Origin of the sequence: Bacillus altitudinis, from assembly GCF_001191605.1 — a bacterium.
Taxonomy (GTDB): Bacteria; Bacillota; Bacilli; order Bacillales; family Bacillaceae; genus Bacillus; species Bacillus altitudinis.
The window spans coordinates 733,502-754,970 of sequence record NZ_CP009108.1 but is presented as its reverse complement, the minus strand read 5'-3'; the positions used below and the strand labels follow the sequence as shown (position 1 = coordinate 754,970).

The following is a 21,469-nucleotide window of genomic DNA, read 5'->3' as shown; positions in this document are numbered from 1 at the left end:
GAAGTGTCATCTTTTGAAACGTCTTTTTCATCTACAGACAGCTATTCTGCTCGTTTTATTCAGTTTGTTGACTGCGTTTCAGCTGCCTCAAGGAACGGCTCAGGCGGCATCATTGGCTGATGGTGAATATACGGCCGGATTCACCATTTTAAAAAATGGCAGCACTGAAGCATCCATGATGGATACGTATACAGAAAAGCCAGCTAAGCTCATCATCGAAAATGGCAAGACGACTGCCTATCTTACGCTGAAGCAAAGCAAAGAAATCACAGATTTCAAGGTCGAACAAAATGGCTCTCTCGTCACCACTGAAACGGTCAGTGAAGATGAGACAGCAAATACGCGTGTAATCAAATTTGATGTAGCCGATGTATCAGCCAAATTAAATGGCTGGGTCAAAATTTACTGGGACTTAGGCGGCTTTATTTATGATGAGGCGTATGACGTACAGCTCGCTTTCGATCAGAGCAGTCTCACACTTGTCACGCCTGCGAAGCCAGACGATAGCGAAACAACACCAGATGATCAAAATGGTACGACGCCAGGCGACAGCGAAACAAAGCCGGATGATCAAAATGGTACGACGCCAGGCGACAGCGAAACAAAGCCGGATGATCAAAGTGGCACGACGCCAGGCGACAGCGAAACAAAGCCAGATGATCAAAACGGCACAACACCAGTTGATTCGACGCAGAACCAATTAAAAGATGGTGTGTATCGTATCAACTACAGTGTGCTGAAGGGCGATGAGGATGAGGCATCTCGGATGAGCCAATACTTCTCACATCCAGCATCGTTAACCGTTAAAAATGGAACGCAAACCGTTTCCTTTACGGTGAAGGATCATACGTCAGTTGATTCTTTGAAAATAGAGAGAAACGGTTCTTATCAAGAAGTGAAAAACGTGAGCACAGATCAAGCAAAGAACACAAGAGTGGTTTCATTTGAAGTGTCTGATCTGAAAAAAGCAGTTAACGGAAAAGTACACATTGTAGTAGCAGCCGCTCACTATGATCAAACGTACGATATTCGTTTTCAATTTGATTCAAAAAGTATCGTTCCACTGAAGGACGGTCAAATAGAGGAAGAAACCCCGGCTACACCAGAAACACCAAAACCAAATAAACCAGCACCAGACACAACGAACGGCGGAACGAATCAAGAGACAGTTCAGCTAAAAGACGGAGTGTACAAGCTTCCTTTTTCAATGAAGAAAGCAGACAAAGATGAGCTTTCTCGCATGAACGATTACGTCGTGAGCCCTGCGACATTGGTGGTGAAAAATGGCCGCCATTTCGTTTCATACACTGTGAAGAACAGCTCAGCCATCACGTCGTTCCAAGTAGGAACCGGCGGTAAATTTGAAGAGACGCTAGTTGCAAAGGCTGATCAAAAAGCAGATACACGAGTGATTCAATATGAAGCAAAAAGTTTGAGTAGTGATCAGGCAGCACGCGTGAAAATTGACATTCCAGCTGCCAATTATCATGAGCAGTACGATGTCAAACTTGTCTATGATACGAAAGGTATCGCAAGTGGTGAAGGAAGCGGAATTGCGACGGTGATCGGAGACGATGAGAGCATCGGCTTTGTGAAAAATCCGAATGATCACGATTCTCAACCAAACCAGCTTGCGAATCTCGCACCAGAGGAAACGGGCGCAGAGCAGATGACCTTTACGCCATCAGATGACCAAACCAAGTCTGAGACAGGTCAGTTGAACCCAAAAACAGGAGATACTTCACTTCTTTGGGTGTACATTCTTTTATTCGGCGGATCACTATTCGTGCTCGTCAGAAAGTATCAAACTCGTACAAGATAAAGAATCTATTTTAAGTGAGGTGCGCCATTCATCTCGGCGCATCCACTTCCTTTTTTTCGAAAGGAGGCTTCTGTTTTTTGAAGCATCGAATGTTATGTACCCTGATCACGGCTCTATGTGTGTGCGTCTTCTTAGCAGGCTGCTCACAATCAGCTGAAAGCTCAGCGAAAGGCAAAAAAAATGCAGCATCAAGTGCCCGCATTGTGGCAACGACTGTAGCTGCTGCTGAGATCATGGATGCGCTAGAGGTGGATCTTGTCGGGGTGCCAACAAGTCAAAAATCCTTGCCGGCTCGATACAAAGGACTCCCAGCAGTCGGTAACCCAATGAGCCCGGACATGGAAATCATCCAATCACTTCAACCGACAGATGTCCTGTCTGTCACGACTCTTCAATATGATTTAGAAACGCCTTTTCAACAAGCTTCTGTCCCTGCGACATACCTCAACCTTGAGAGCCTGGACAAGATGGAGAACGCCATCACAAAGCTTGGAGAAAAATATGATAGAAAGACACAAGCGAAACGCATTGTGGATGATTTTGAACAAAAAAAGAAAGACATACAAGAGAGAACGAAGGGAAAGACGAAGCCATCCGTTCTCATTTTGCTTGGTGTACCAGGCAGTTATTTAGTGGCAACAGAGAATTCGTATATCGGTGATCTTGTGCGTATTGCAGGAGGAAAGAACATCGTAAAAGGTGAGAAAATGGAGTATTTGGCATCCAATACGGAGTATTTACAAAAAGCCAATCCAGATATCATTCTCCGAGCCGCACATGGGATGCCGGATGAAGTCGTCAAAATGTTTGATCAAGAATTTAAAACAAATGATATTTGGAAACATTTTAATGCGGTCAAACAAGACCGGGTGTACGACCTCGAAGAAAGCTTATTCGGGACAACAGGCAACTTAAAGGCAGCAGAGGCATTAGATGAATTAACTCGTATGTTGTACCCGTCATAAGCGGCGAATCTTAATGATAAAAGGACGTTCAAGATGAAAAAAACAGGGATTTTATTTCTGATAGTCAGTCTCTTACTAGCCGGCGTATTTATTTATTCCGCCATTACGGGGAGCATTCATGTTACACCGATTGAATTATTGGAAGGGCTTATGACCGGTCAACATGCACAGGTAGAAATCATTAAAGATTTAAGAATCCCCCGCATGCTCATTGCGATGTTTACAGGGGCGGCTTTATCTGTCTCCGGTGTCCTCTTGCAGTCTGTGATGAGGAATCCATTAGCAGATGCCGGTGTTATTGGTATTTCATCGGGAGCTAGCTTCTTTTCTTTAATGGCAATTACAGCGCTTCCTCAATTTTATTTCTACTCTCCTTTATTTTCAGTTTTAGGCGGGGCAATTGCCTGCTTCCTCGTATACGTCTTGTCTTGGAAAGGCGGCTTAAGCCCGATTCGAATGATTCTGGTGGGGATCGCCATCAATGCCATGTTTACAGGGATGGCAGAAGCGTTTGTGACCATTTGCAGCTATTTCAATATCACTATTAATCAGTCGGGACAGTCGAATCTGACGATGAAAACGTGGGGAGATGTCCGTTTAATCGGTGTCTATGGCGCCATTGGGCTTGTGGTTGCGCTTTTCTTTAGCAGATGGTGTAACTTGCTTGCCCTTCAAGATAAGACGGCGAAAAACTTAGGATTGCGTGTGACCAGAATGCGCCTTTTGATTTCAATCACGGCGGTGTTATTAGCAGCGGTGACTGCTGCGGTAGCGGGCGTGATTGCCTTTGTCGGCTTGCTCATTCCACATATCTCTAGAAGGCTTGTCGGCTCGGACCACCGAGTACTGATTCCATTTTCTGCGTTAAGCGGGGCCTTGCTCATTTTGACGGCTGATACGCTCGGCAGAACGCTTGTGGCTCCAAATGAAATCCCTGCTTCTACAATCATGGCTGTCATTGGCGGGCCGTTTCTGATCTTTTTATTAAGAAGGGGTGATCGTCTTCATGGACATTCGTGAGGTGTCGTTTTCCTATGATCGGCAGAGGGATATTGTTCAATCGGTCACCACGCACATCGAAAAAGGGAAAATTACGACCATTATCGGTCCAAATGGCTCGGGCAAATCCACACTGCTTTCCTTGATGGCACATAACCATTGTCCACATAAAGGACAGATTCATTTAGATGGGCAAGAACTGAATGCGTTCAAGCCAAGGGAACTCGCGAGAAAGCTGGCAGTCGTACATCAGCAAAATGAAGCGCCGCTCGATTTAACGATCGAACGAGTCGTGGCATTTGGGAGAACGCCCTATCAGACGATGCGCGGCAGTGACAAGGAAGAGGATGAGAAAGCAATCGAGTGGGCACTGTCCTGTACAAAGCTGACGGATAAGCGAAAGGTGCCTCTCGCCTCATTGTCAGGCGGAGAACGGCAGCGTGTATGGATTGCGATGGCTTTAGCGCAAAAAACACCGATCCTTTTCTTAGATGAACCGACGACTTATTTGGATATGTATTATCAATTTGACATTCTGGAGCTCATTCGAGAGCTCAATGTCGAGCATGGATTAACCATCGTGATGGTCCTGCACGATATGAATCAGGCGATTCGCTATAGTGATGTCATCATCGCCATGAAAGATGGACAAATTATCCGCGAAGGACGGCCAAATGATGTGTTAACAGAAGAGATGGTGCGGCACATTTATCATGTGTCCGTCACAATTAAGCAGGATGCAGAAACAGGGATGTATATCGTGCCTGTAGGCATATAAGTTGTGCAAAAAGCAGGTGAGACAGTGTGAAACGAGGGAAAAGGATCGGGCAGCGAATGCTGACGATCGTCTGTTTAGGTGTTTTTCTATATAGCGGTACTGCCATTGGCTTGGAGCTCTTTGGCAATTATCAAAATCGTCAGGTGCTTGCAAAGGCTCAGACACTTTACACACACGAGGATGGAATGAAACAGCGAAAACCTGGAGAAATCCGTCAGTCATTTGATGATTTGCGAAAGGTGAATCAAGACATTGTCGGTTGGATTGATATGAAGGACACGATGATTCAGTATCCAATTGTTCAGTCAAACGATAATGCATTCTATTTAACTCGTAATTATGTAAAGGATGACACACGGGCAGGCAGTATCTTTATGGATTATCGTAATGACGTCTTGCATGAAAGTCCCAATACAGTGGTGTACGGTCATCGGATGAGGGATGGGTCTATGTTTGCTGGTCTCACAAACTATTTGAAAAAAGATTTCTTCCAAGATCATCGCACATTTCAGTACGATACGCTGTACCAAAGCTATGAAGCAGAGATTTTTGCTGTGTATGAGACGACAGTCGACTTTGATTATATTCAGACTGATTTTCAGGATCTTGGTGAATATGCGCACTACTTGCAAGCTGTGCGTAAGAAGTCCATCTATCAAACGAAAACAGACGTATCCACAGATGACTTGATTCTCACATTATCGACCTGTGATCATGTGCTGGCACCTAAAAACAAGCGTCTCGTGGTACAGGCGAAGCTAAAGAAAGTTTACTAGAAAAGGAGAGACAGACGGTTGAAATGTTTACATGTGATTTGGGCAGGACTCGTCGCCGTGCTTCTCCTCGGCGGATGCAGCCAGGCGGCGCCTGTCGAGAATGAGAGCAAGCAAGGTGCGCTCAACATTCAGGATTTTGCCGGCAGAACATTATCGTTTCATGAATCACCTGAACGGATCGTCTCGTTGTCAACTGGCGACATGAGCATCATTTATGCTCTAGGTGGTCAGGTTGTCGGCCGGCCAACTGCCGAATTGCCAGACAATCTACAAAAGGCAAAGTCCGTACAATCAATTGGCACAACCCATCAATTTGATGTCGAGCTGATCACGAGTTTAAAGCCCGATGTGGTGCTTGGGAATGAATCATTAAACAGCAAGGATATCTCTACTATAGAAGGAATTGGTTCACAGCTTCTTTTGACAAGTGCCAACTCAGTGAAGGATATCCAGCGTCAAGTTACTTTATTTGGTGATTTACTTGGAAAGCAGCAAAAGGCCAAAGCGCTCAATGCTCAAATCGATCAGCGGATCAAGCAAGTGAAGCAGCCTGAGAAAAAAGTAAAGACGCTCGTTGTGTATGGTGCACCCGGCACATATATGGCGGCACTTCCGCAATCTTTAAGCGGTGATCTGCTGCGGATCGCTGGTGGGGCGAATATTGCTGAAAATGAACCAGCACTCGAAAAGTTTCCGCAATATGCACAAATCAATGCAGAAAAGGTAATCGAGGCCGATCCAGATCTCATTTTGCTGATGACACACAGCAATCCTGAAGATGTCAAAGCAGGCTTTATGAGTGAAATGAAGCAAAATGCGGCGTGGCACGATGTATCAGCTGTCAAAAATGGACACGTTGAGATTCTACCAAGTGACCTATTTGGGACAAATCCAGGCGCAGAAGTCATCAGAGCGATCGATGAATTAGAGAAGAAATTGAAGCGATTGTCATCATGAAGATGAATGCAGAACTAGATTTTCAAAAAAGGCAGTCAAGACGAAAATGGCTGTTACCAGGATTGTTTCTCTCTTTATGTGTGGGCGTCTGTCTAGGACTTGCGGTAGGTTCTGTCCAATTGTCGCTACCGGATTTAATGGCTGTGTTCACGGGATCAGGTCTGCCTGTTCATGAAAAAATTGTCATGGATTTACGGTTTCCGCGTGTGCTCATTGGTTTTCTCGTTGGGGCCTGTCTCGCAGCATCAGGAGCGATTTTACAAGGAGTTGTCCGAAATCCACTGGCTGACCCTGGGATCATTGGTGTGACTGCGGGCGGCGGGTTAGCTGCTGTACTCAGCATGATTGTTCTTCCGCAATTCACGTATTTGCTTCCGGCAGCCGCTTTTCTGGGCGCCTTATTAGCAGCTCTTGTCGTGTATATGCTGTCATTTGATCAAGGGGTTTCACCGCTTAAATTGATCTTGGCAGGTGTTGCCGTCAATGCCTTGCTTGGTGCGGTGATGAATGGGTTTATGGTGCTTTACAGTGAGCGTGTGCAGGCTGTTTTGCCTTTTCTATCAGGGGGATTAAACGGACGGAGCTGGCATCATCTTAGCTTCGTGTCGCCATATGCGCTGGCTGGATTATGTCTTTGTTTTTTCGCCATTAAACCGTCCAATCTCCTTTTGCTTGGCGATGAATCGGCTCAGCTATTAGGCCTTCGAGTAGAGAGGACTCGATTTTTTCTCATTGCGCTGGCCGCTCTTTTAGCTGGAGCGGCTGTCAGTGTCAGCGGTTTAATCGGTTTTGTCGGGCTTGTTGTACCCCATTTTATCCGTCTTTTAATCGGAGATGATTACCGGTATTTGCTACCGATTTCAATGCTTGGAGGGGGCGTGCTTGTGGTCTTTGCCGATACAGCGGCACGGGTCTGGTTTACACCGGTTGAATTGCCTGTAGGGATCTTGCTTGCCTGCATCGGTGCACCTTTCTTCCTCTATTTATTAAAAAAGAAAGGGAGGGGTTAAGATGGATGTCATTGCAATGGATGACGTGAGTCTCAGTCAAGGCGGCTTTCGGCTGTCTTCCATTTCAGCAGCTGTTCCTAAAGGGAGTGTGACCGGAATCATTGGCCCAAATGGGTCAGGTAAGTCGACTTTTATCAAAGCGGCCGCACGACTGACCTCAATCGAAAGCGGCATGATTTACATTCACGACATCCCGCAAAAAGAGATGACGGCACAGGAGATCGCCAAGGAGGTGGCGGTTCTCATGCAAACAAGAACCGCCATTCCATCGATGACAGTACGTGAGCTGGTCGCACTTGGACGCAGTCCGCACCGTTCCATCTGGAAAAAAAGCGGCACGTCAGATCATGAAGCGATTGAGTGGGCGCTTGAGGTGACGAATAGCCGCACCAATGAAAACAGAATGCTCCATACATTATCAGGCGGAGAAAGACAAAAGGCATATATTGCAATGGCACTGGCTCAGAAGACAGAGACTATCATTCTGGATGAGCCAACCACTTATTTAGACATTGCGCATCAGCTTGAATTACTGGAGCTGCTTAAACAGCTGAATCAAACACATGGCATCACCATTTTAATGGTTCTCCATGACTTGCAGCAGGCCGCAAAATATTGTGACCGTCTCATTGCTATGAAGCGAGGTCAGGTGCATCAAATTGGCTCACCAAATGAAGTGTTAACAGAAGACTTTTTCAAGGAGGTTTTTGGGATTCAGGCAGAGGTTCACTTAGACGGACCGCATCCGCTCATTATCCCCATCGCCTCCATTCAACAACAAAAGGGAGATGAACCAAACATGATTATTGTAAATAACCAAGTAAGAGTAGAAAAAGGCAGTGCCGACCACCTTGTTAAACGGTTTAACAAGCAGGGACAAGTAGAATTTATGGAAGGATTTTTAGGTATGGAAGTATGGGTCACTCAGCAGACAACTGATTACGATGAAGTGACCATTCACACCCGCTGGAATCGAAAAGAAGACTTTGTGAATTGGACAAAATCTCAGGCATTTGGTGATGCGCACGCTCACGGAAAGGCGAAACCTGAAGGCCTGTTAAAAAACAAAATTACGTACTATGAAGTGCAAGTCACAAGACCTGCTTTACAGAAAAAAGCCTAAATATTCAAAAGCGCTGCAGCGAAGAAGCAGCGCTATTTTTTTTGTGATTGTCTCTTTCCGTCACATATTTTTGACAAAGTATTCAAACAACTGACACAATCCTATCCAAATTTTAGGTAAAATTTACTTTATTTTTGAAGCGCATGGGTGTAAAGTACAGGTATAAATAACTAACCGAATGAAAATCAAGAGTAAAATTTCACCGAGTGAACTATATCAAATGGACTTCCGCTTGTGAATCATTGAACAAATAGTGAACTTTTTGTGAAATGGTGAGCATAAATATCTCGAATCATTCGGCATGCGAAAGTAAGGGAGGATGTAAGGCTGTGAGTGAGCTGTTTTTAGCAAGATTTCAATTTGCCTCAACGACATTATTTCATTTTATTTTTGTTCCTATGTCTATAGGTTTGGTATTTATCGTTGCATTGATGCAAACCCTTTATGTCGTCAAGAAAAAAGAGATTTATAAAAAGATGGCGAAATTTTGGGGTCACCTTTTCTTAATTAACTTTGCAGTAGGTGTGGTGACAGGGATTCTGCAAGAATTCCAGTTTGGGATGAACTGGTCTGATTATTCAAGGTTTGTCGGTGATGTCTTTGGTGCACCGCTTGCCATTGAAGCGCTATTGGCCTTTTTCCTTGAATCGACCTTTATTGGCCTTTGGATATTCGGCTGGGACCGTCTGCCGAAAAAAATTCATTTGTTATGTATTTGGCTTGTTTCTCTTGGTACGATCTTTTCGGCGTTTTGGATTTTACTCGCCAACTCATTTATGCAGGAGCCAGTTGGATTTGTGATTAAAAATGGCCGTGCAGAAATGAATGACTTTGGGGCGCTCGTGACAAATCCGCAACTTTGGGTAGAGTTCCCGCACGTTCTGTTTGGTGCATTGGCAACCGGTGCTTTCTTTATCGCGGGTGTCAGTGCCTATAAAATGATCAAAAAACAAGAAGTGACCTTTTTCAAAAAATCTTTCCAGATTGCCATGGTGCTTGCTTTCATTTCTGGCTTAGGTGTGGCGTTCTCTGGACATGATCAAGCAAAGCACTTAATGGAATCACAGCCGATGAAGATGGCAGCAAGTGAAGCCCTTTGGAAGGATAGTGGAGATCCAGCGGCTTGGACACTATTTGCCAACATTGACACAGATAAAAAAGAAAACTCTGCGGAGATCAATATTCCGTTTGCTTTAAGTTACTTGGCTTATTCGAAGTTTAGTGGAGATGTGCCAGGCATGCTGACCCTTCAAAAAGAATATGAAGCAAAGTTTGGTCCTGGAGATTACATTCCTCCAGTCAAAACAACCTTCTGGAGCTTTAGAATCATGGTGGGTGCCGGCATGTTGATGATTTTTGCTAGTATGATTGGTTTGTATTTGAGCTTTAGAAAAAAACTAGAATCAAACAAATGGTATTTACGCTTCATGGTATGGATGATTGCGTTCCCGTTTATTGCAAACTCAGCTGGTTGGATCATGACGGAAATTGGGCGTCAGCCGTGGACAGTCTTTGGTATGATGACAACCGCACAATCCATTTCACCAAACGTATCGTACGGCATGTTGCTATTCTCAGTCATTAGCTTTACGACCATTTATCTGATTCTTGCCATCGTGCTTGCCTACTTATTCATTCGAGAAATTAAAAAAGGTGCACATTCTGAAGAGAATACAGATCAAAAGGATGAAACGGACCTGTCTACAGATCCATTTGATGGAGGCGCATATCATGGCATATCTTAACGAGATTTGGTTTATTCTTGTCGCAGTATTGTTTGTTGGATTTTTCTTCTTAGAAGGATTTGATTTTGGTGTCGGGATGTCCATGCAGCTTCTTGGAAAAGATGCACATGAGCGCCGCATTTTAATCAATACGATTGGCCCTTTCTGGGATGCGAATGAGGTCTGGCTGATTACAGCTGGTGGAGCTATTTTCGCCGCTTTTCCTCATTGGTACGCTACGATGTTCAGCGGATACTATATTCCGTTTGCAGTTCTTTTATTAGCGCTCATTGGGCGGGGGGTCGCCTTTGAATTTAGAGGGAAGGTCGAGAAGGCTTCATGGATCAAAACGTGGGACTGGGTCATCTTCTTTGGCAGCCTGCTTCCGCCATTTTTACTCGGCGTGCTATTCACAAGTATTTTACGAGGAATGCCCATTGATCAAAGCATGAATATGTACGCTGGATTTACAGACTTTGTGAATCTTTATTCAGTGATCGGAGGGGTAGCCGTGACGGTTCTTTGCCTTCTGCATGGATTGATTTTCGTCACACTCCGCACTGAGGGTGATTTAAGAAATCGTGCAAGAAAGCTCGGTCAGCGTGTTTTATTGATTGCACTACCAGTTCTTGTTCTATTTGTTGGTGTGTCTATTCTTGAAACAGACATTTATACCGTACGTCCAATCATCACAATCCCTTTAACTGTACTCATTGTGGTTTGTTATGTAGCGGCTCTATTCTTTATGAGAAAAGAGCGTGATGGCTGGACATTTTTATTCACAGGTGCAGGTATTATGGTGACGGTGACCATGCTTTTCACAGCATTATTCCCGCGTGTCATGATTAGTTCGATCAACCATGCATTCGACCTCACCATTCAAAACGCTGCATCAGGATCTTATTCACTGACGGTCATGACGATTGTTGCCATTTCTTTGCTACCTTTTGTGCTTGGGTATCAAATCTGGAGCTACTATGTCTTCCGTAAACGTGTAAGCGGTAAGGAGCCAATGACCTACTAATGGATAAACGTTTGCTTCAACTAAAAGGAATGAGGGGGCTTCTTGCCCTCTTAGGTATTGTGTCAATCATCCAAGGAGCAAGTATTATTTTTCAAGCACAGTGGCTGGCACATGCCATAACAACGCTGTTTGACGGGAAGAGCCTCATGCAGGCAACACCTTATGTCTTGCTGTTTCTTGCTGCCTTTCTGGTGCGGCACGGTCTCACCTTGATGCGGGAGAAGGTCATGTTCACCTATTCTTCCCGAATTGGAGCAGACGTCAGAAAGCAGCTGTTGGACCAACTGTTCCGTTTAGGGCCAGCTTTCACGAAGAAAAAAGGAACAGGAAAGCTTGTGACATTGGCGATGGAGGGAATTGCCCAATATCGTCAGTATTTACAGCTGTTTTTGCCGAAAATGGTGAACATGGCAGTTATTCCGGTGATGGTGCTTGTCTATGTTTGGACATTAGATGAAACATCTGCTGTCATTCTCATTGTCACGCTGCCGATTTTAATTGTTTTTATGATTTTGCTAGGACTTGTCGCTCAGCGTAAAGCGGCCAAACAATGGAGATCGTATGAGAAATTATCCAATCATTTTACTGATTCTCTCCGTGGCCTTGAAACGCTTCGCTACTTAGGGATTAGCAAAAAGCATTCTCGCAATATTGCAGAGGTCTCAAAGCGTTATCGAAAGGCGACGATGAGCACACTGAAAGTCGCCTTTCTTTCATCTTTTGCTCTCGATTTCTTTTCTATGCTGTCCATTGCGACTGTCGCTGTATTTCTCGGCTTGCGCTTAATTGAAGGAGATCTTTTGTTATTGCCCGCTTTGACCGCACTGATGCTTGCGCCAGAATATTTCTTGCCAGTACGTGAAGTAGGTAATGATTATCATGCGACGTTAAACGGTAAAGAAGCGAATGAGGCGATTCAAGTGATTTTAGAGGAAAAGGGCTTCCGAGAGCAGGAGACACAATCCGTGCAGCTGAACGAGTGGAATGAGCAATCTGAGCTCACACTGCAAGATGTCAGTGTCTTGCATGATGAGCATGCACCATATTCGATTCAGGATGTGGACCTCACTGTGAAAGGAAAGAAAAAAATTGGGATCATCGGTGCCAGTGGTTCGGGGAAATCGACGTTAACGGATGTTCTCGGCGGTTTTGTTGAACCGTCTGCAGGTGAAATCATCCTAAACGGAAAGCCGCTTGCTCATTTACAGCTGGCGGCATGGCAAAAAGAAGTCGTTTATATGCCGCAGCATCCTTATTTATTTCACATGACACTGAGAGAAAACATTCGTTTTTATGAACCGAATGCAACCGATGAAGACGTCGAAAGAGCGGTGGAAGAGGCAGGTTTGTCTCAGCTTGTAGCGGATCTCTCCAATGGACTGGATGAGGTCATTGGCGAACAGGGCAGAGGACTGAGCGGTGGACAAGCGCAGCGGATTGCCCTCGCTCGCACAGTGCTCGGCCAGCGATCCATTATGCTGTTAGATGAACCAACGGCTCATCTGGATATTGAGACAGAGTATGAATTGAAGAAAACAATGCTTCCATTGTTTGAAAATAAACTTGTGTTTTTAGCCACACACAGACTTCATTGGATGACGGATATGGATGAAATCATTGTGATGGATCATGGGACGATTGCAGAGATGGGGACTCATGAATCATTAATGAAAAGAAAAGGTGTGTACTATCAATTGGTACAGGAACAAATGGGGGCGGTCACACATGGTCAGTAAAGGCTGGTTTATACCTTATATCAAGGAGAATCAAAAGCTGTTTGCCTTGGTGCTTTTTTTAGGGGCGATTGCGGTGTTTTCTGCTTCTATGCTCATGTATACGTCAGGGTTCCTCATTTCAAAAGCTGCCACAAGACCTGAGAATATCTTGATGGTCTATGTCCCAATCGTGGCAGTACGTACCTTTGGTATTTCACGCTCAGCTGCTCGTTATGCAGAGAGACTGGCGAGTCATCAGCTCATTTTGACGATGATTGAAAAAATGCGGGTACGTCTTTATGACATGGCTGAACGAAGTGCCAAACAGACGAAGCTTGGAACAGGTGAAATGCTTGGGCTGTTATCAGAAGATGTGGAGAGATTACAGGATGCGTATTTAAAAACAATTTTTCCATCCATCGGTGCGCTGCTTTTATATGCCGCTTCGATTGGAGCACTTGGGCTTTTTTCATGGCCTTTTGCCGGATTGATGCTGCTTTATATGGCGCTGCTCGTATTTGTATTCCCATACATCACAGTACTTGTGAACCGGGCACGACAAATTCAAATGAAGAAAGGCAGAAATGAACTGTACAGCCATTTAACAGATGCCGTCATGGGCGTGAGTGACTGGTTGTTTAGCGGCAGACAGAACGATTTTGTTGAAGGCTATGAACGAAAAGAAGCAAAGCTATTAGCGCTCGAATCGGCAAAGCACCGGTTTATCCGTCTGCGCCAATTTTTAGCACAGCTAGTCATTGGAGGAGCAGTCGTCCTTGTCGTGTATTGGAGCGGCTCAGTCGTTCAGGCTGGTTCTATGCCGCACACGCTGATCGCAGCTTTTGTGCTTGTGCTGTTTCCATTAACAGAAGCCTTTCTTCCGCTGTCAGATGCAGCAGGCGATATTCCTGTTTATCAGCATGCCGTCAGCAGATTAAATCATTATGAAGAGCAGTCGTATGAAGGATTAGTGGAGAGGAAGGCAGCAGACGAGACACCCGTCTCTGATGGCGTTGAAGCGGTCTGTTTTGATCAAGTCACCTTCGGATATGAAGCAGATCAACATGTACTCAAGTATTTTTCGTTTTCACTGAAGCAAGGTGAATCGCTCGCTCTTTTAGGAAAAAGCGGTGCAGGCAAATCGACCATTTTAAAATTGTTAGAAGGGGCAGTCGTGCCAAATCAAGGGGTTGTCAGCATTCAGGGGAAACCGGTACAAAGCATTCAAGAGGAGATTTCCTCCTATGTGTCTGTACTCAATCAACAGCCCTATTTATTCGATACGTCTGTTTTAAACAACATTCGCTTAGGTTCTCCAGAAGCGACAGAAGAGCAAGTAAAAGAAGCCGCGCGGCAAGTGCAGCTGCACGATTACATTGAGTCTTTGCCAGAAGGTTATCACACAGGTGTACAAGAGACAGGGGTTCGTTTCTCTGGTGGAGAAAGGCAGCGTATGGCTCTAGCACGGATTTTGCTGCAAAACACACCGATTGTTGTATTAGATGAACCAACCGTCGGGCTTGATCCACGCACAGAGCGTGAATTGCTTGAAACGATCTTCCGTGTGTTAAAAGGAAAAACAGTCATTTGGATCACCCATCATCTCACTGGCTGTGAGGCATGTGACCGTATGATGTTTATTGAAGATGGACGCATTGAGATGCAGGGGCAGCATCATGATTTGCTGAAAGAAAATGTGCGTTATCAAAAGCTGTATGAAATGGACCGTCCATTTTCGGTCGTGTAAAAAATGGATGACAAGAACGTTCGGACAGAAGATTTCTGCCCGAACGTTTTTTTGAGATTAAGGATTTACTTTTCCTACACCCGCATTTGATACAACTTCTGATTTCACATTGTTCACGTTAAGCAAAGAGTAGTTATAAGGAGGGTTGTACGTACCTGTTGAAGACGTTGGCAGGCTACCTGTGCTGTTAATATAAGAGTTGTTGATGACATGCCAAGTACCAACTTTACTGCTGTCCCAGCTGCCGATGGCATTTTTCGTGTTTTCAAATACGTTGTGTTCAATTCTCATTTTCGCGCCCATACGTGAATTAATCGCTGTTGTTAGGATGTTTTTGTAATAGTTGTTATACACATGGCCTTCCCCGAAGCGCATAGACGGTACACGAGAGTTCAAGTTTTCAAAACGGTTGTTGTGGAACGTGATTTTTCTGTTGTAGTTATCGTTATCGGAGCTGCCCATCAGCATCGTTTTCCAGCTGTCATGGACATAGTTCCATGAGAACGTAATGTAATCAGAGTCATTTTTCACATCGAATAACCCATCATAGTCATCTTTATCAGAGTTTAAAGTGTTGTAGAGTTCATTATGGTCGACCCATACGTTTTTAGAGCCGCCTTCGATTCCGATGGCATCTTTATCACCGATTTTGCTGTGATGGATTTTGAGGTTGCGGATGATGACGTTATTGGCGCGCCATACTTTAATACCAATCCCGTTAAATTCGCCGTTTGTCCCTTTACCGACGATGGAGACATTGTTTGTATCTTTCACATCAATTTTATTGGCTGAAGTATTAGAAGGAGTAATCGTTCCGTCTACCACGATTTTCAATTTTTCATTTGTTCCTTTACTTTTGAGGGCAGCTAATAGTTCATTTCCGGTTTTTACCGTCACCGTTTTACCGCCTTCACCGCCTGTTGTACCGCCATTTAATGTGGAGAATCCTTGCTGATTAAAATTGGCCATAATCGAAGGGCTTTCTGGATATTTCGTTGCTGCTTTTGCCTCTCCATTTGGCGCAAATAATGAAGTCACGAGACCAACCGCTAACACACCAGCTAACATTGGAACTTTTTTCTTCAACATGAACATCTCCATTCTATATTTTGTCTTAATGTAAACGTTTCCAAAATAAGCTGCGATTCAATCGCTCCTCCTTCCTTCGCCAGCATCGCCTCTTTCGGAATGTAGGAAGAGCATAGCACGCAAAAAGGTATCATCGGCTAAGAATTGGAACGAAGTATTCCACGATTTTCTAGGAAACTAAGGCAATGATTATTTCAATTTATCTAAATGAGACAAGGATCATTGACGATAGGTATTGGGGTAACCTAGTGATTATGAAAAGGACGTTCCCCATTTGAAGGAAAATCAAGATGATTACAAAAGCGTCATTTTGTTAGAGACAAAGAAATGTCATAATCATTACATAAGAAAAAAATGGATATCAAATAGATCCATGCGCTGAACAGCAGGTAGAAAAAGCTCCAATTTAAAAAAAGAAGGTCTATTTTAAACGATGCGATCACCGGTGTCGTCTAATCAATAAGAGAAAGAGAGGAAGGAGGGACGTGTTTGGAGCAGACCGAGGAGACTTTATGGATCAAGCGGGCAAAACAGGGGGATGATGCTGCATTTACCGCCCTTTATCGGCATCATTATTCGTTTCTTTACCGTTATTTGATGAAATTGACCCTTCAACAAGAGCTGACAGAGGAGATCATGCAAGAAACGATGCTCAAAGCGTACATGAAACTTTCTTCTTTTAGAGGAGATTCATTATTTTCAACATGGCTCATGTCCATTGCATCTAGACAATTTTTAGATCATCAAAAGAAAAGAAAACGTGAACAAACGAGAGAAGGGAAGGCGAATCAAGAAGCCATCCGCCGGTTCAAATGGGATGTTCAGCAAAAAGGCCATACTTGGCATGACATGTGGGATGCTTTAAATGAGTTAAAGGCTCAGGAGAGAGCACCGATCCTTCTCCATTATTATTATGGCTTTACTTACCCTGAAATCGCTTCGATGCTCGGGGTGAGAGAAGGTACGGTGAAATCGAGGGTTCATCATGGGATCAAGAAAATTCGAAAGGAGTGGGACTGATGAAAGAAGATCGTTTCGCCGATCGTTTAAAAGAGGAGCTGCAGGAGCTCGATGAACAAATCGAAGTAGAAAAGCCGAGTGAACAAGCTTTGATGTTGATGCTAAAGCAGGCAAAGGAAAAAGAGAAAAAACGTTTTAAACAAGAAGTGCTGGCGTACATCATCGTCAGTCTGACCATCATGACACTTTTTGCAGCTGCCATTACTCATTTGCCCATCATCTTCATTCTTCTCCAAGTGGTGAGTGTGCCGCTCTGTGTGGTTGTCGGCATCAAGGAATATCAACATATTAAAGGAGGGTCCTCCTTATGAGTCATACGGAAATGATCATCTTATTGTGCGCATTACCGTTACTGTTTGCACAAGGATTTCTCTTATTTATGGATGCTAAGAAAAGAGGGCGTTATAAATGGTTCTGGGGCATCATTGGATTAATCAACTTCCCATCTTCTTCTATTTTATATTGGCTGTGTGTTGTCTTACCTGATCGTAAAAGAGGAGAAAAGCTCAGAAAAAATTGAAGACGTTGTAAAACTTTTGACCTTTTTTTTGAATGATCATCATCTAGAAACAATGAAAGTTTCATGAATGTGTCAAAGAAAGCGGGATGTTGAACGTCCAGTTCGTCATTTCTAGCACGATAGTCATTCTTTGAGCGCGTCATTTTCATGACGGAAGGTGATTCTGCTTAATCTATCTCATTTCGGCATCGTTTTCATCTGTTATCAATATTGATCAGTTTTTACAAATGGTGTTAAATTAATCTCAATATGCGTTAGAAAATCTAACAACCAAAGAGTGAGATATTGACAAGGAGGCAGATGAGACATGTTGACCTTAGATCGAGCAGCACAAACAGCACAAAGCTACATCCACCGTGTGCTAGAGGATGTAGAAAAACGGAATCCAGGCGAGGCGGAATTCCAGCAAGCCGTGAAAGAAATTCTGGAATCCCTCGTCCCGGTTTTTGCAAAACACCCAGAGTATGAAAAACAGGGGATCTTAGAACGCTTAATTGAGCCTGAGCGGCTTGTGATGTTTCGTGTACCGTGGGTAGACGATGAAGGCAAAGTACAGGTGAACAGAGGATTCAGGGTTCAATTTAATAGTGCCATCGGTCCTTATAAGGGGGGCATTCGTTTCCACCCATCGGTCAATGCAAGCATCATCAAGTTTTTAGGGTTTGAACAAATCTTTAAAAACGCACTGACAGGTTTGCCGATCGGCGGAGGAAAAGGTGGATCAGATTTTGACCCTAAAGGGAAATCTGATGGAGAAATCATGCGTTTTGTTCAAAGCTTTATGAGTGAACTCAGTCGTTATATTGGACCTGATCAAGATGTACCGGCAGGAGATATTGGGGTAGGCGCACGCGAAATCGGCTATATGTTCGGCCAGTACAAAAAAATGCGTGGTGCGTATGAAGCAGGTGTCCTGACAGGAAAGAGCCCTGGTTTTGGAGGCAGCTTAGCGAGAAAAGAAGCGACCGGCTATGGACTGGTGTACTTTATGGAAGAAATGTTAAAAGCCCACGGAATGCAATTTGAAGGACGATCTGTTGTTGTGTCTGGGTCAGGAAATGTATCGATTTATGCGATGGAAAAAGTATTGGAATTAGGCGGAAAGGTTGTGGCTTGTAGTGATTCAAGCGGAGCCATTTACGACCCTCAAGGCATTTCACTTGAGACAGTGAAGCAGCTGAAGGAAGTCGATAACCAGAGAATTAGTGCCTACATAGACATTCACCCGCATGCTGAATTGATTGAAGATTGCGAACAAATTTGGTCTCTCCCTTGTGACATTGCGCTGCCATGTGCGACCCAAAATGAAATTTCAGAGTCGCAAGCACAGCAGCTAGTGGCAAACGGTGTCATCGCTGTAGGAGAAGGGGCCAATATGCCGTCCACACTTGAGGCCGTCAAAGTATTTGAACAACATGATATTTTGTTTGCACCAGCAAAAGCAGCAAATGCTGGGGGAGTGGGTGTTTCGGCGTTAGAAATGGCGCAAAACAGTGCGAGAATGTCTTGGACTTTTGAAGAAGTAGATGGTCAGTTGAAACAAATGATGCAGTCGATTTATCGTCAGTGTACTGAGACAGCTGAAGAATACGGATACGCTGGAAACTTAATGGTAGGCGCAAATATTGCAGGATTTCGCAAAGTGGCAGATGCCATGATCGCACAAGGCGTCATTTAACTCCTGCTCTCCCGCACCTGTTTATTTCATGACAAGATCGGGAATCGTCTTGTAAGAATGACAATAAGGAGGCGCGGGAGAAAATGAAAAAGTGGCTGAAACAAATTGTCAAATGGGCACCAGTGATTTATCCAGTGGTGAGGAAAATATACAAAGAACGAAAAGCATCCAAAAGTCGTAACGTATCAGCCGGGTAATCCGGCTTTTTTTTATGAAATGAATGAAACAAAAAAATATGCTGTGTGAATGATCCATTTCACTTCTCTCTCCGTTAAGTACATAACAAACGGAAAGAGGAGGCAAAACAGATGAAAATGAAAAAAGCATTTTTAACGATCCCGCTTAGTGCAGCATTATTATTACCAACTGCTCAAATGGCAAGTGCACACGAAGGACATATGCATGGGGATGCAAAAAAGTCGTCATCATCACAAGAGGTGTCAAATAAAGCAACGGATCTTCGCGCAGCGCTTGATCAGCTGTTCTCAGAGCATGCTTATTTAGCAGTGATCACGATGCAAAAGGGAATTGACGGCAGTAAAGATTTTGATCAAGCAGCCGCAGCGTTAAATGAAAACACGAATGATCTATCGGATGCGATCACCTCTGTGTATGGAAAAAAAGCAGGGAAACAATTCAAAGAGATTTGGTCAAGCCATATCGGTTACTTTGTTGACTATGTACAAGCAACAGCGAAAAAAGATGAAGCAGGTAAAAAGAAAGCGGTCAAAGAGCTTGATCAATACCGCATGAAACAAGCTGATATGCTTGATAAAGCAACGGATGGAAGATTGAAAGCAAGTGAACTTGAAGAAGGTTTAAAAATGCACGTCAATGAACTGCTAAAAGCTTTTGACAGTTACACAGAAAAGGATTTTGATACAACCTATGAAACGGTCAGAAAATCCATTCATCATATGTTTGAAGTAGGTAAAGGCGTATCATGGGCGATTACAGATCAATTTCCTGGGAAATTTGATCAAAAATCAGTGGATACTCCAGCCGCAGATCTTCGTGAGGATTTAAACTACTTGTTCTCAGAGCATTTGGCACTCGCGGTAGTGGCTATGCAAAAAGGGAATGATGGCAGCAAGGACTTTGACCAAGCGGCAGCAGCCTTAAATGAAAATACAAATGATTTATCAGATGCGATCGCTTCTGTTTATGGAAAAGATGCAGGAAAACAATTTAAAACGATCTGGTCAAGTCATATCGGATATTTAGTTGATTATGTTAAAGCAGATGCATCAGGAGACGAGCAAGCAAAAGAAAAGGCTGTCAAAGATTTAGATGCTTACCGTATGAAACAAGCAAAATTTTTAGATCAAGCGACAGATGGACGATTGAAGGCGGCTGACTTAGAAGCTGGGTTGAAAACGCATATTGATGAGCTCATCAAAACGTACACGTCTTATCATCATGGTGAATATGATCAGCTGTACCCGACTGTCAGAGAAGCATACGGCCATATGTTCATGGTTGGTCAAGATGTCGCATCAGCTATTGTCGATCAGCATCCTGACATGTTCAAATCCAACATGCCAAATGAGATGCCGAAAACAGGTATGGGAGGCACAGCCGGTCCATTAGGTATGTCATATGAAGCATTTGCTGGGATGATGGCAAGTCTCATCTTAGCCGGAGGTGCAGTGGGGGCGTTCTTCCTCATTCGCCGTAAACCATCAAATTAAGCAGGCATCAAGACAAGAGGGAACGTGCACAATCGTGCCGTTCCTTTCTTCAAAAGGAGGTCGACTTGCGTGAAAAGATGGCTGTTTGGTATTCTGACGCTTTTCATCATCACGGGCTGCGCATCCCAATCAATAGATGAAAAGTCATCCTCTGAAACTGCATCATCTCCTGAGCCAATGACAGCAAAACAAGCCAAGAATCAATCTCATTCACACGACACGTTAAAAGATGAGCCATCGGGTATTGTTCCTGCTGACATCTCCATTCCAGCGATTGATGTCCAAGCAAAAGTGGAGAAAACGACTTTATCAAAGGATGGCAGTATGGGTGTTCCACAAAATACAGATCACACAGCTTGGTTTAAAGATGGTCCGAAGCCTGGTGATAAAGGGAATGCTGTCATAAATGGTCATGTTGATAATAAATGGGGTCCAGCTGTTTTTTATCGACTAAAGGAGCTAAAAAAGGGAGACAAAGTCATTGTGACATCCTCGTCAGGGGAAAAGCGAACCTTTGAGGTTCTCAAGGTGAAAAGCTATCCGCGCGAAGAGAAACCAAATGCTTTTTTCGGGTACGCCTTTACACGGAATCTCAATTTCATCACATGTACGGGAACTTTTGATCATGCAGCCGGTACACATGAAAAAAGATTGGTTGTCTTTACACAACTGATTTCCTCATAAGAAAAAGGCGGATACACGGAGGTGTAACGCCTTTTTTTCATGATTTCCACAACAGCATCTTAGAAGAAGATTCATAGGTCATTAGATATGGTTGGTTGTATAAATAGGGGCGTTTGTCATATAAATGAGTTGGCAATTTTTATTTCT

20 protein-coding genes are annotated in these 21,469 nt (G+C 44.0%); 19 read left to right on the top strand and 1 reads right to left on the bottom strand.

Annotated elements, in window-relative coordinates; genetic code table 11:
* Positions 1 to 13: 13 nt before the first annotated feature.
* The 12 genes from ID12_RS03810 to cydC all read left to right on the top strand — a co-directional run bounded on the left by ID12_RS03810 (position 14) and on the right by cydC (position 14,640).
* Complete coding sequence (locus ID12_RS03810) at positions 14 to 1,822, top strand: NEAT domain-containing protein (protein ID WP_008345597.1); 1,809 nt, start codon at positions 14 to 16, stop codon at positions 1,820 to 1,822.
* A 77-nt stretch (positions 1,823 to 1,899) separates the two neighbouring features.
* A complete protein-coding gene (isdE, locus tag ID12_RS03805) occupies positions 1,900 to 2,787 on the top strand; it encodes a heme ABC transporter substrate-binding protein IsdE (RefSeq protein WP_008345594.1) in 888 nt (295 codons plus the stop codon).
* Positions 2,788 to 2,820: 33 nt separating this feature from the next.
* A complete protein-coding gene (locus ID12_RS03800; RefSeq protein ID WP_050826742.1) occupies positions 2,821 to 3,807 on the top strand; it encodes a FecCD family ABC transporter permease in 987 nt (328 codons plus the stop codon).
* A complete protein-coding gene (locus ID12_RS03795) occupies positions 3,794 to 4,564 on the top strand; it encodes an ABC transporter ATP-binding protein (RefSeq protein WP_008345591.1) in 771 nt (256 codons plus the stop codon). The genes ID12_RS03800 and ID12_RS03795 overlap by 14 nt, the downstream gene beginning before the upstream one ends.
* Before the next feature lie 26 nt (positions 4,565 to 4,590).
* Positions 4,591 to 5,340: a class B sortase gene (gene srtB / locus ID12_RS03790; protein WP_008345589.1), complete on the top strand. Its 750-nt coding sequence runs from the start codon at positions 4,591 to 4,593 to the stop codon at positions 5,338 to 5,340.
* An 18-nt stretch (positions 5,341 to 5,358) separates the two neighbouring features.
* Positions 5,359 to 6,297, top strand: coding sequence for an ABC transporter substrate-binding protein (locus tag ID12_RS03785; RefSeq protein ID WP_035389925.1), 939 nt, complete (start codon positions 5,359 to 5,361; stop codon positions 6,295 to 6,297).
* Entirely contained in the window at positions 6,294 to 7,307 is a 1,014-nt protein-coding gene (locus tag ID12_RS03780) for a FecCD family ABC transporter permease (RefSeq protein WP_035389923.1), read from the top strand. Before ID12_RS03785 ends, ID12_RS03780 begins: the two co-directional genes overlap by 4 nt.
* A gap of 1 nt (position 7,308) precedes the next feature.
* A complete protein-coding gene (isdG, locus tag ID12_RS19575) occupies positions 7,309 to 8,430 on the top strand; it encodes a heme oxygenase (protein WP_050826741.1) in 1,122 nt (373 codons plus the stop codon).
* A gap of 329 nt (positions 8,431 to 8,759) precedes the next feature.
* Entirely contained in the window at positions 8,760 to 10,175 is a 1,416-nt protein-coding gene (locus tag ID12_RS03770) for a cytochrome ubiquinol oxidase subunit I (RefSeq protein WP_008345582.1), read from the top strand.
* The gene (cydB, locus tag ID12_RS03765) at positions 10,162 to 11,178 is read left to right on the top strand and encodes a cytochrome d ubiquinol oxidase subunit II (protein ID WP_025208210.1); all 1,017 of its coding nucleotides are present in this window, start codon (positions 10,162 to 10,164) and stop codon (positions 11,176 to 11,178) included. The genes ID12_RS03770 and cydB overlap by 14 nt, the downstream gene beginning before the upstream one ends.
* Positions 11,178 to 12,914, top strand: coding sequence for a thiol reductant ABC exporter subunit CydD (cydD, locus tag ID12_RS03760; protein ID WP_035389917.1), 1,737 nt, complete (start codon positions 11,178 to 11,180; stop codon positions 12,912 to 12,914). Before cydB ends, cydD begins: the two co-directional genes overlap by 1 nt.
* The gene (gene cydC / locus ID12_RS03755; RefSeq protein WP_050826740.1) at positions 12,904 to 14,640 is read left to right on the top strand and encodes a thiol reductant ABC exporter subunit CydC; all 1,737 of its coding nucleotides are present in this window, start codon (positions 12,904 to 12,906) and stop codon (positions 14,638 to 14,640) included. The genes cydD and cydC overlap by 11 nt, the downstream gene beginning before the upstream one ends.
* Positions 14,641 to 14,697: 57 nt before the next feature.
* Here cydC and ID12_RS03750 read toward each other — a convergent pair whose 3' ends face one another.
* The gene (locus ID12_RS03750; RefSeq protein ID WP_050826739.1) at positions 14,698 to 15,729 is read right to left on the bottom strand and encodes a pectate lyase family protein; all 1,032 of its coding nucleotides are present in this window, start codon (positions 15,727 to 15,729) and stop codon (positions 14,698 to 14,700) included.
* Positions 15,730 to 16,218: 489 nt separating this feature from the next.
* On the opposite strand from ID12_RS03750, the gene sigY reads away from it, so the two are divergent.
* From sigY to ID12_RS03720, 7 genes are all read left to right on the top strand, one after another.
* Entirely contained in the window at positions 16,219 to 16,749 is a 531-nt protein-coding gene (sigY, locus tag ID12_RS03745) for an RNA polymerase sigma factor SigY (protein WP_007497895.1), read from the top strand.
* Positions 16,749 to 17,060 (top strand): YxlC family protein, encoded by a 312-nt coding sequence (locus tag ID12_RS03740; RefSeq protein ID WP_035389913.1) that lies wholly within the window; start codon positions 16,749 to 16,751, stop codon positions 17,058 to 17,060. The genes sigY and ID12_RS03740 overlap by 1 nt, the downstream gene beginning before the upstream one ends.
* Positions 17,057 to 17,269 (top strand): hypothetical protein, encoded by a 213-nt coding sequence (locus ID12_RS03735; protein ID WP_035389911.1) that lies wholly within the window; start codon positions 17,057 to 17,059, stop codon positions 17,267 to 17,269. Before ID12_RS03740 ends, ID12_RS03735 begins: the two co-directional genes overlap by 4 nt.
* Positions 17,270 to 17,576: 307 nt before the next feature.
* Positions 17,577 to 18,947 carry an NADP-specific glutamate dehydrogenase gene (gene gdhA / locus ID12_RS03730; RefSeq protein ID WP_008345568.1) on the top strand — a complete coding sequence of 457 codons (1,371 nt, stop codon included), beginning with the start codon at positions 17,577 to 17,579 and terminating at the stop codon, positions 18,945 to 18,947.
* Between the two features lie 83 nt (positions 18,948 to 19,030).
* Positions 19,031 to 19,144, top strand: coding sequence for a hypothetical protein (locus ID12_RS19445; protein WP_008345567.1), 114 nt, complete (start codon positions 19,031 to 19,033; stop codon positions 19,142 to 19,144).
* A gap of 111 nt (positions 19,145 to 19,255) precedes the next feature.
* Complete coding sequence (locus tag ID12_RS03725; protein WP_050826738.1) at positions 19,256 to 20,638, top strand: hypothetical protein; 1,383 nt, start codon at positions 19,256 to 19,258, stop codon at positions 20,636 to 20,638.
* A gap of 69 nt (positions 20,639 to 20,707) precedes the next feature.
* On the top strand, positions 20,708 to 21,322 hold the full coding sequence (locus ID12_RS03720; protein ID WP_035389906.1) for a class F sortase: 615 nt from the start codon (positions 20,708 to 20,710) through the stop codon (positions 21,320 to 21,322).
* The last annotated feature ends 147 nt before the right edge of the window (positions 21,323 to 21,469 follow it).

What these genes read in the sequence shown, in the direction of transcription:
- ID12_RS03800 (WP_050826742.1), top strand. Translation starts at nt 2,821, where the DNA reads ATGAAAAAAACAGGGATTTTATTTCTGATAGTCAGTCTCTTACTAGCC.
- ID12_RS03795 (WP_008345591.1), top strand. Translation starts at nt 3,794, where the DNA reads ATGGACATTCGTGAGGTGTCGTTTTCCTATGATCGGCAGAGGGATATT.
- ID12_RS03780 (WP_035389923.1), top strand. Translation starts at nt 6,294, where the DNA reads ATGAAGATGAATGCAGAACTAGATTTTCAAAAAAGGCAGTCAAGACGA.
- isdG (WP_050826741.1), top strand. Translation starts at nt 7,309, where the DNA reads ATGGATGTCATTGCAATGGATGACGTGAGTCTCAGTCAAGGCGGCTTT.
- cydB (WP_025208210.1), top strand. Translation starts at nt 10,162, where the DNA reads ATGGCATATCTTAACGAGATTTGGTTTATTCTTGTCGCAGTATTGTTT.
- cydD (WP_035389917.1), top strand. Translation starts at nt 11,178, where the DNA reads ATGGATAAACGTTTGCTTCAACTAAAAGGAATGAGGGGGCTTCTTGCC.
- cydC (WP_050826740.1), top strand. Translation starts at nt 12,904, where the DNA reads ATGGTCAGTAAAGGCTGGTTTATACCTTATATCAAGGAGAATCAAAAG.
- ID12_RS03750 (WP_050826739.1), bottom strand. Translation starts at nt 15,729, where the DNA reads ATGTTGAAGAAAAAAGTTCCAATGTTAGCTGGTGTGTTAGCGGTTGGT.
- ID12_RS03740 (WP_035389913.1), top strand. Translation starts at nt 16,749, where the DNA reads ATGAAAGAAGATCGTTTCGCCGATCGTTTAAAAGAGGAGCTGCAGGAG.
- ID12_RS03735 (WP_035389911.1), top strand. Translation starts at nt 17,057, where the DNA reads ATGAGTCATACGGAAATGATCATCTTATTGTGCGCATTACCGTTACTG.
- gdhA (WP_008345568.1), top strand. Translation starts at nt 17,577, where the DNA reads ATGTTGACCTTAGATCGAGCAGCACAAACAGCACAAAGCTACATCCAC.
- ID12_RS19445 (WP_008345567.1), top strand. Translation starts at nt 19,031, where the DNA reads ATGAAAAAGTGGCTGAAACAAATTGTCAAATGGGCACCAGTGATTTAT.
- ID12_RS03725 (WP_050826738.1), top strand. Translation starts at nt 19,256, where the DNA reads ATGAAAATGAAAAAAGCATTTTTAACGATCCCGCTTAGTGCAGCATTA.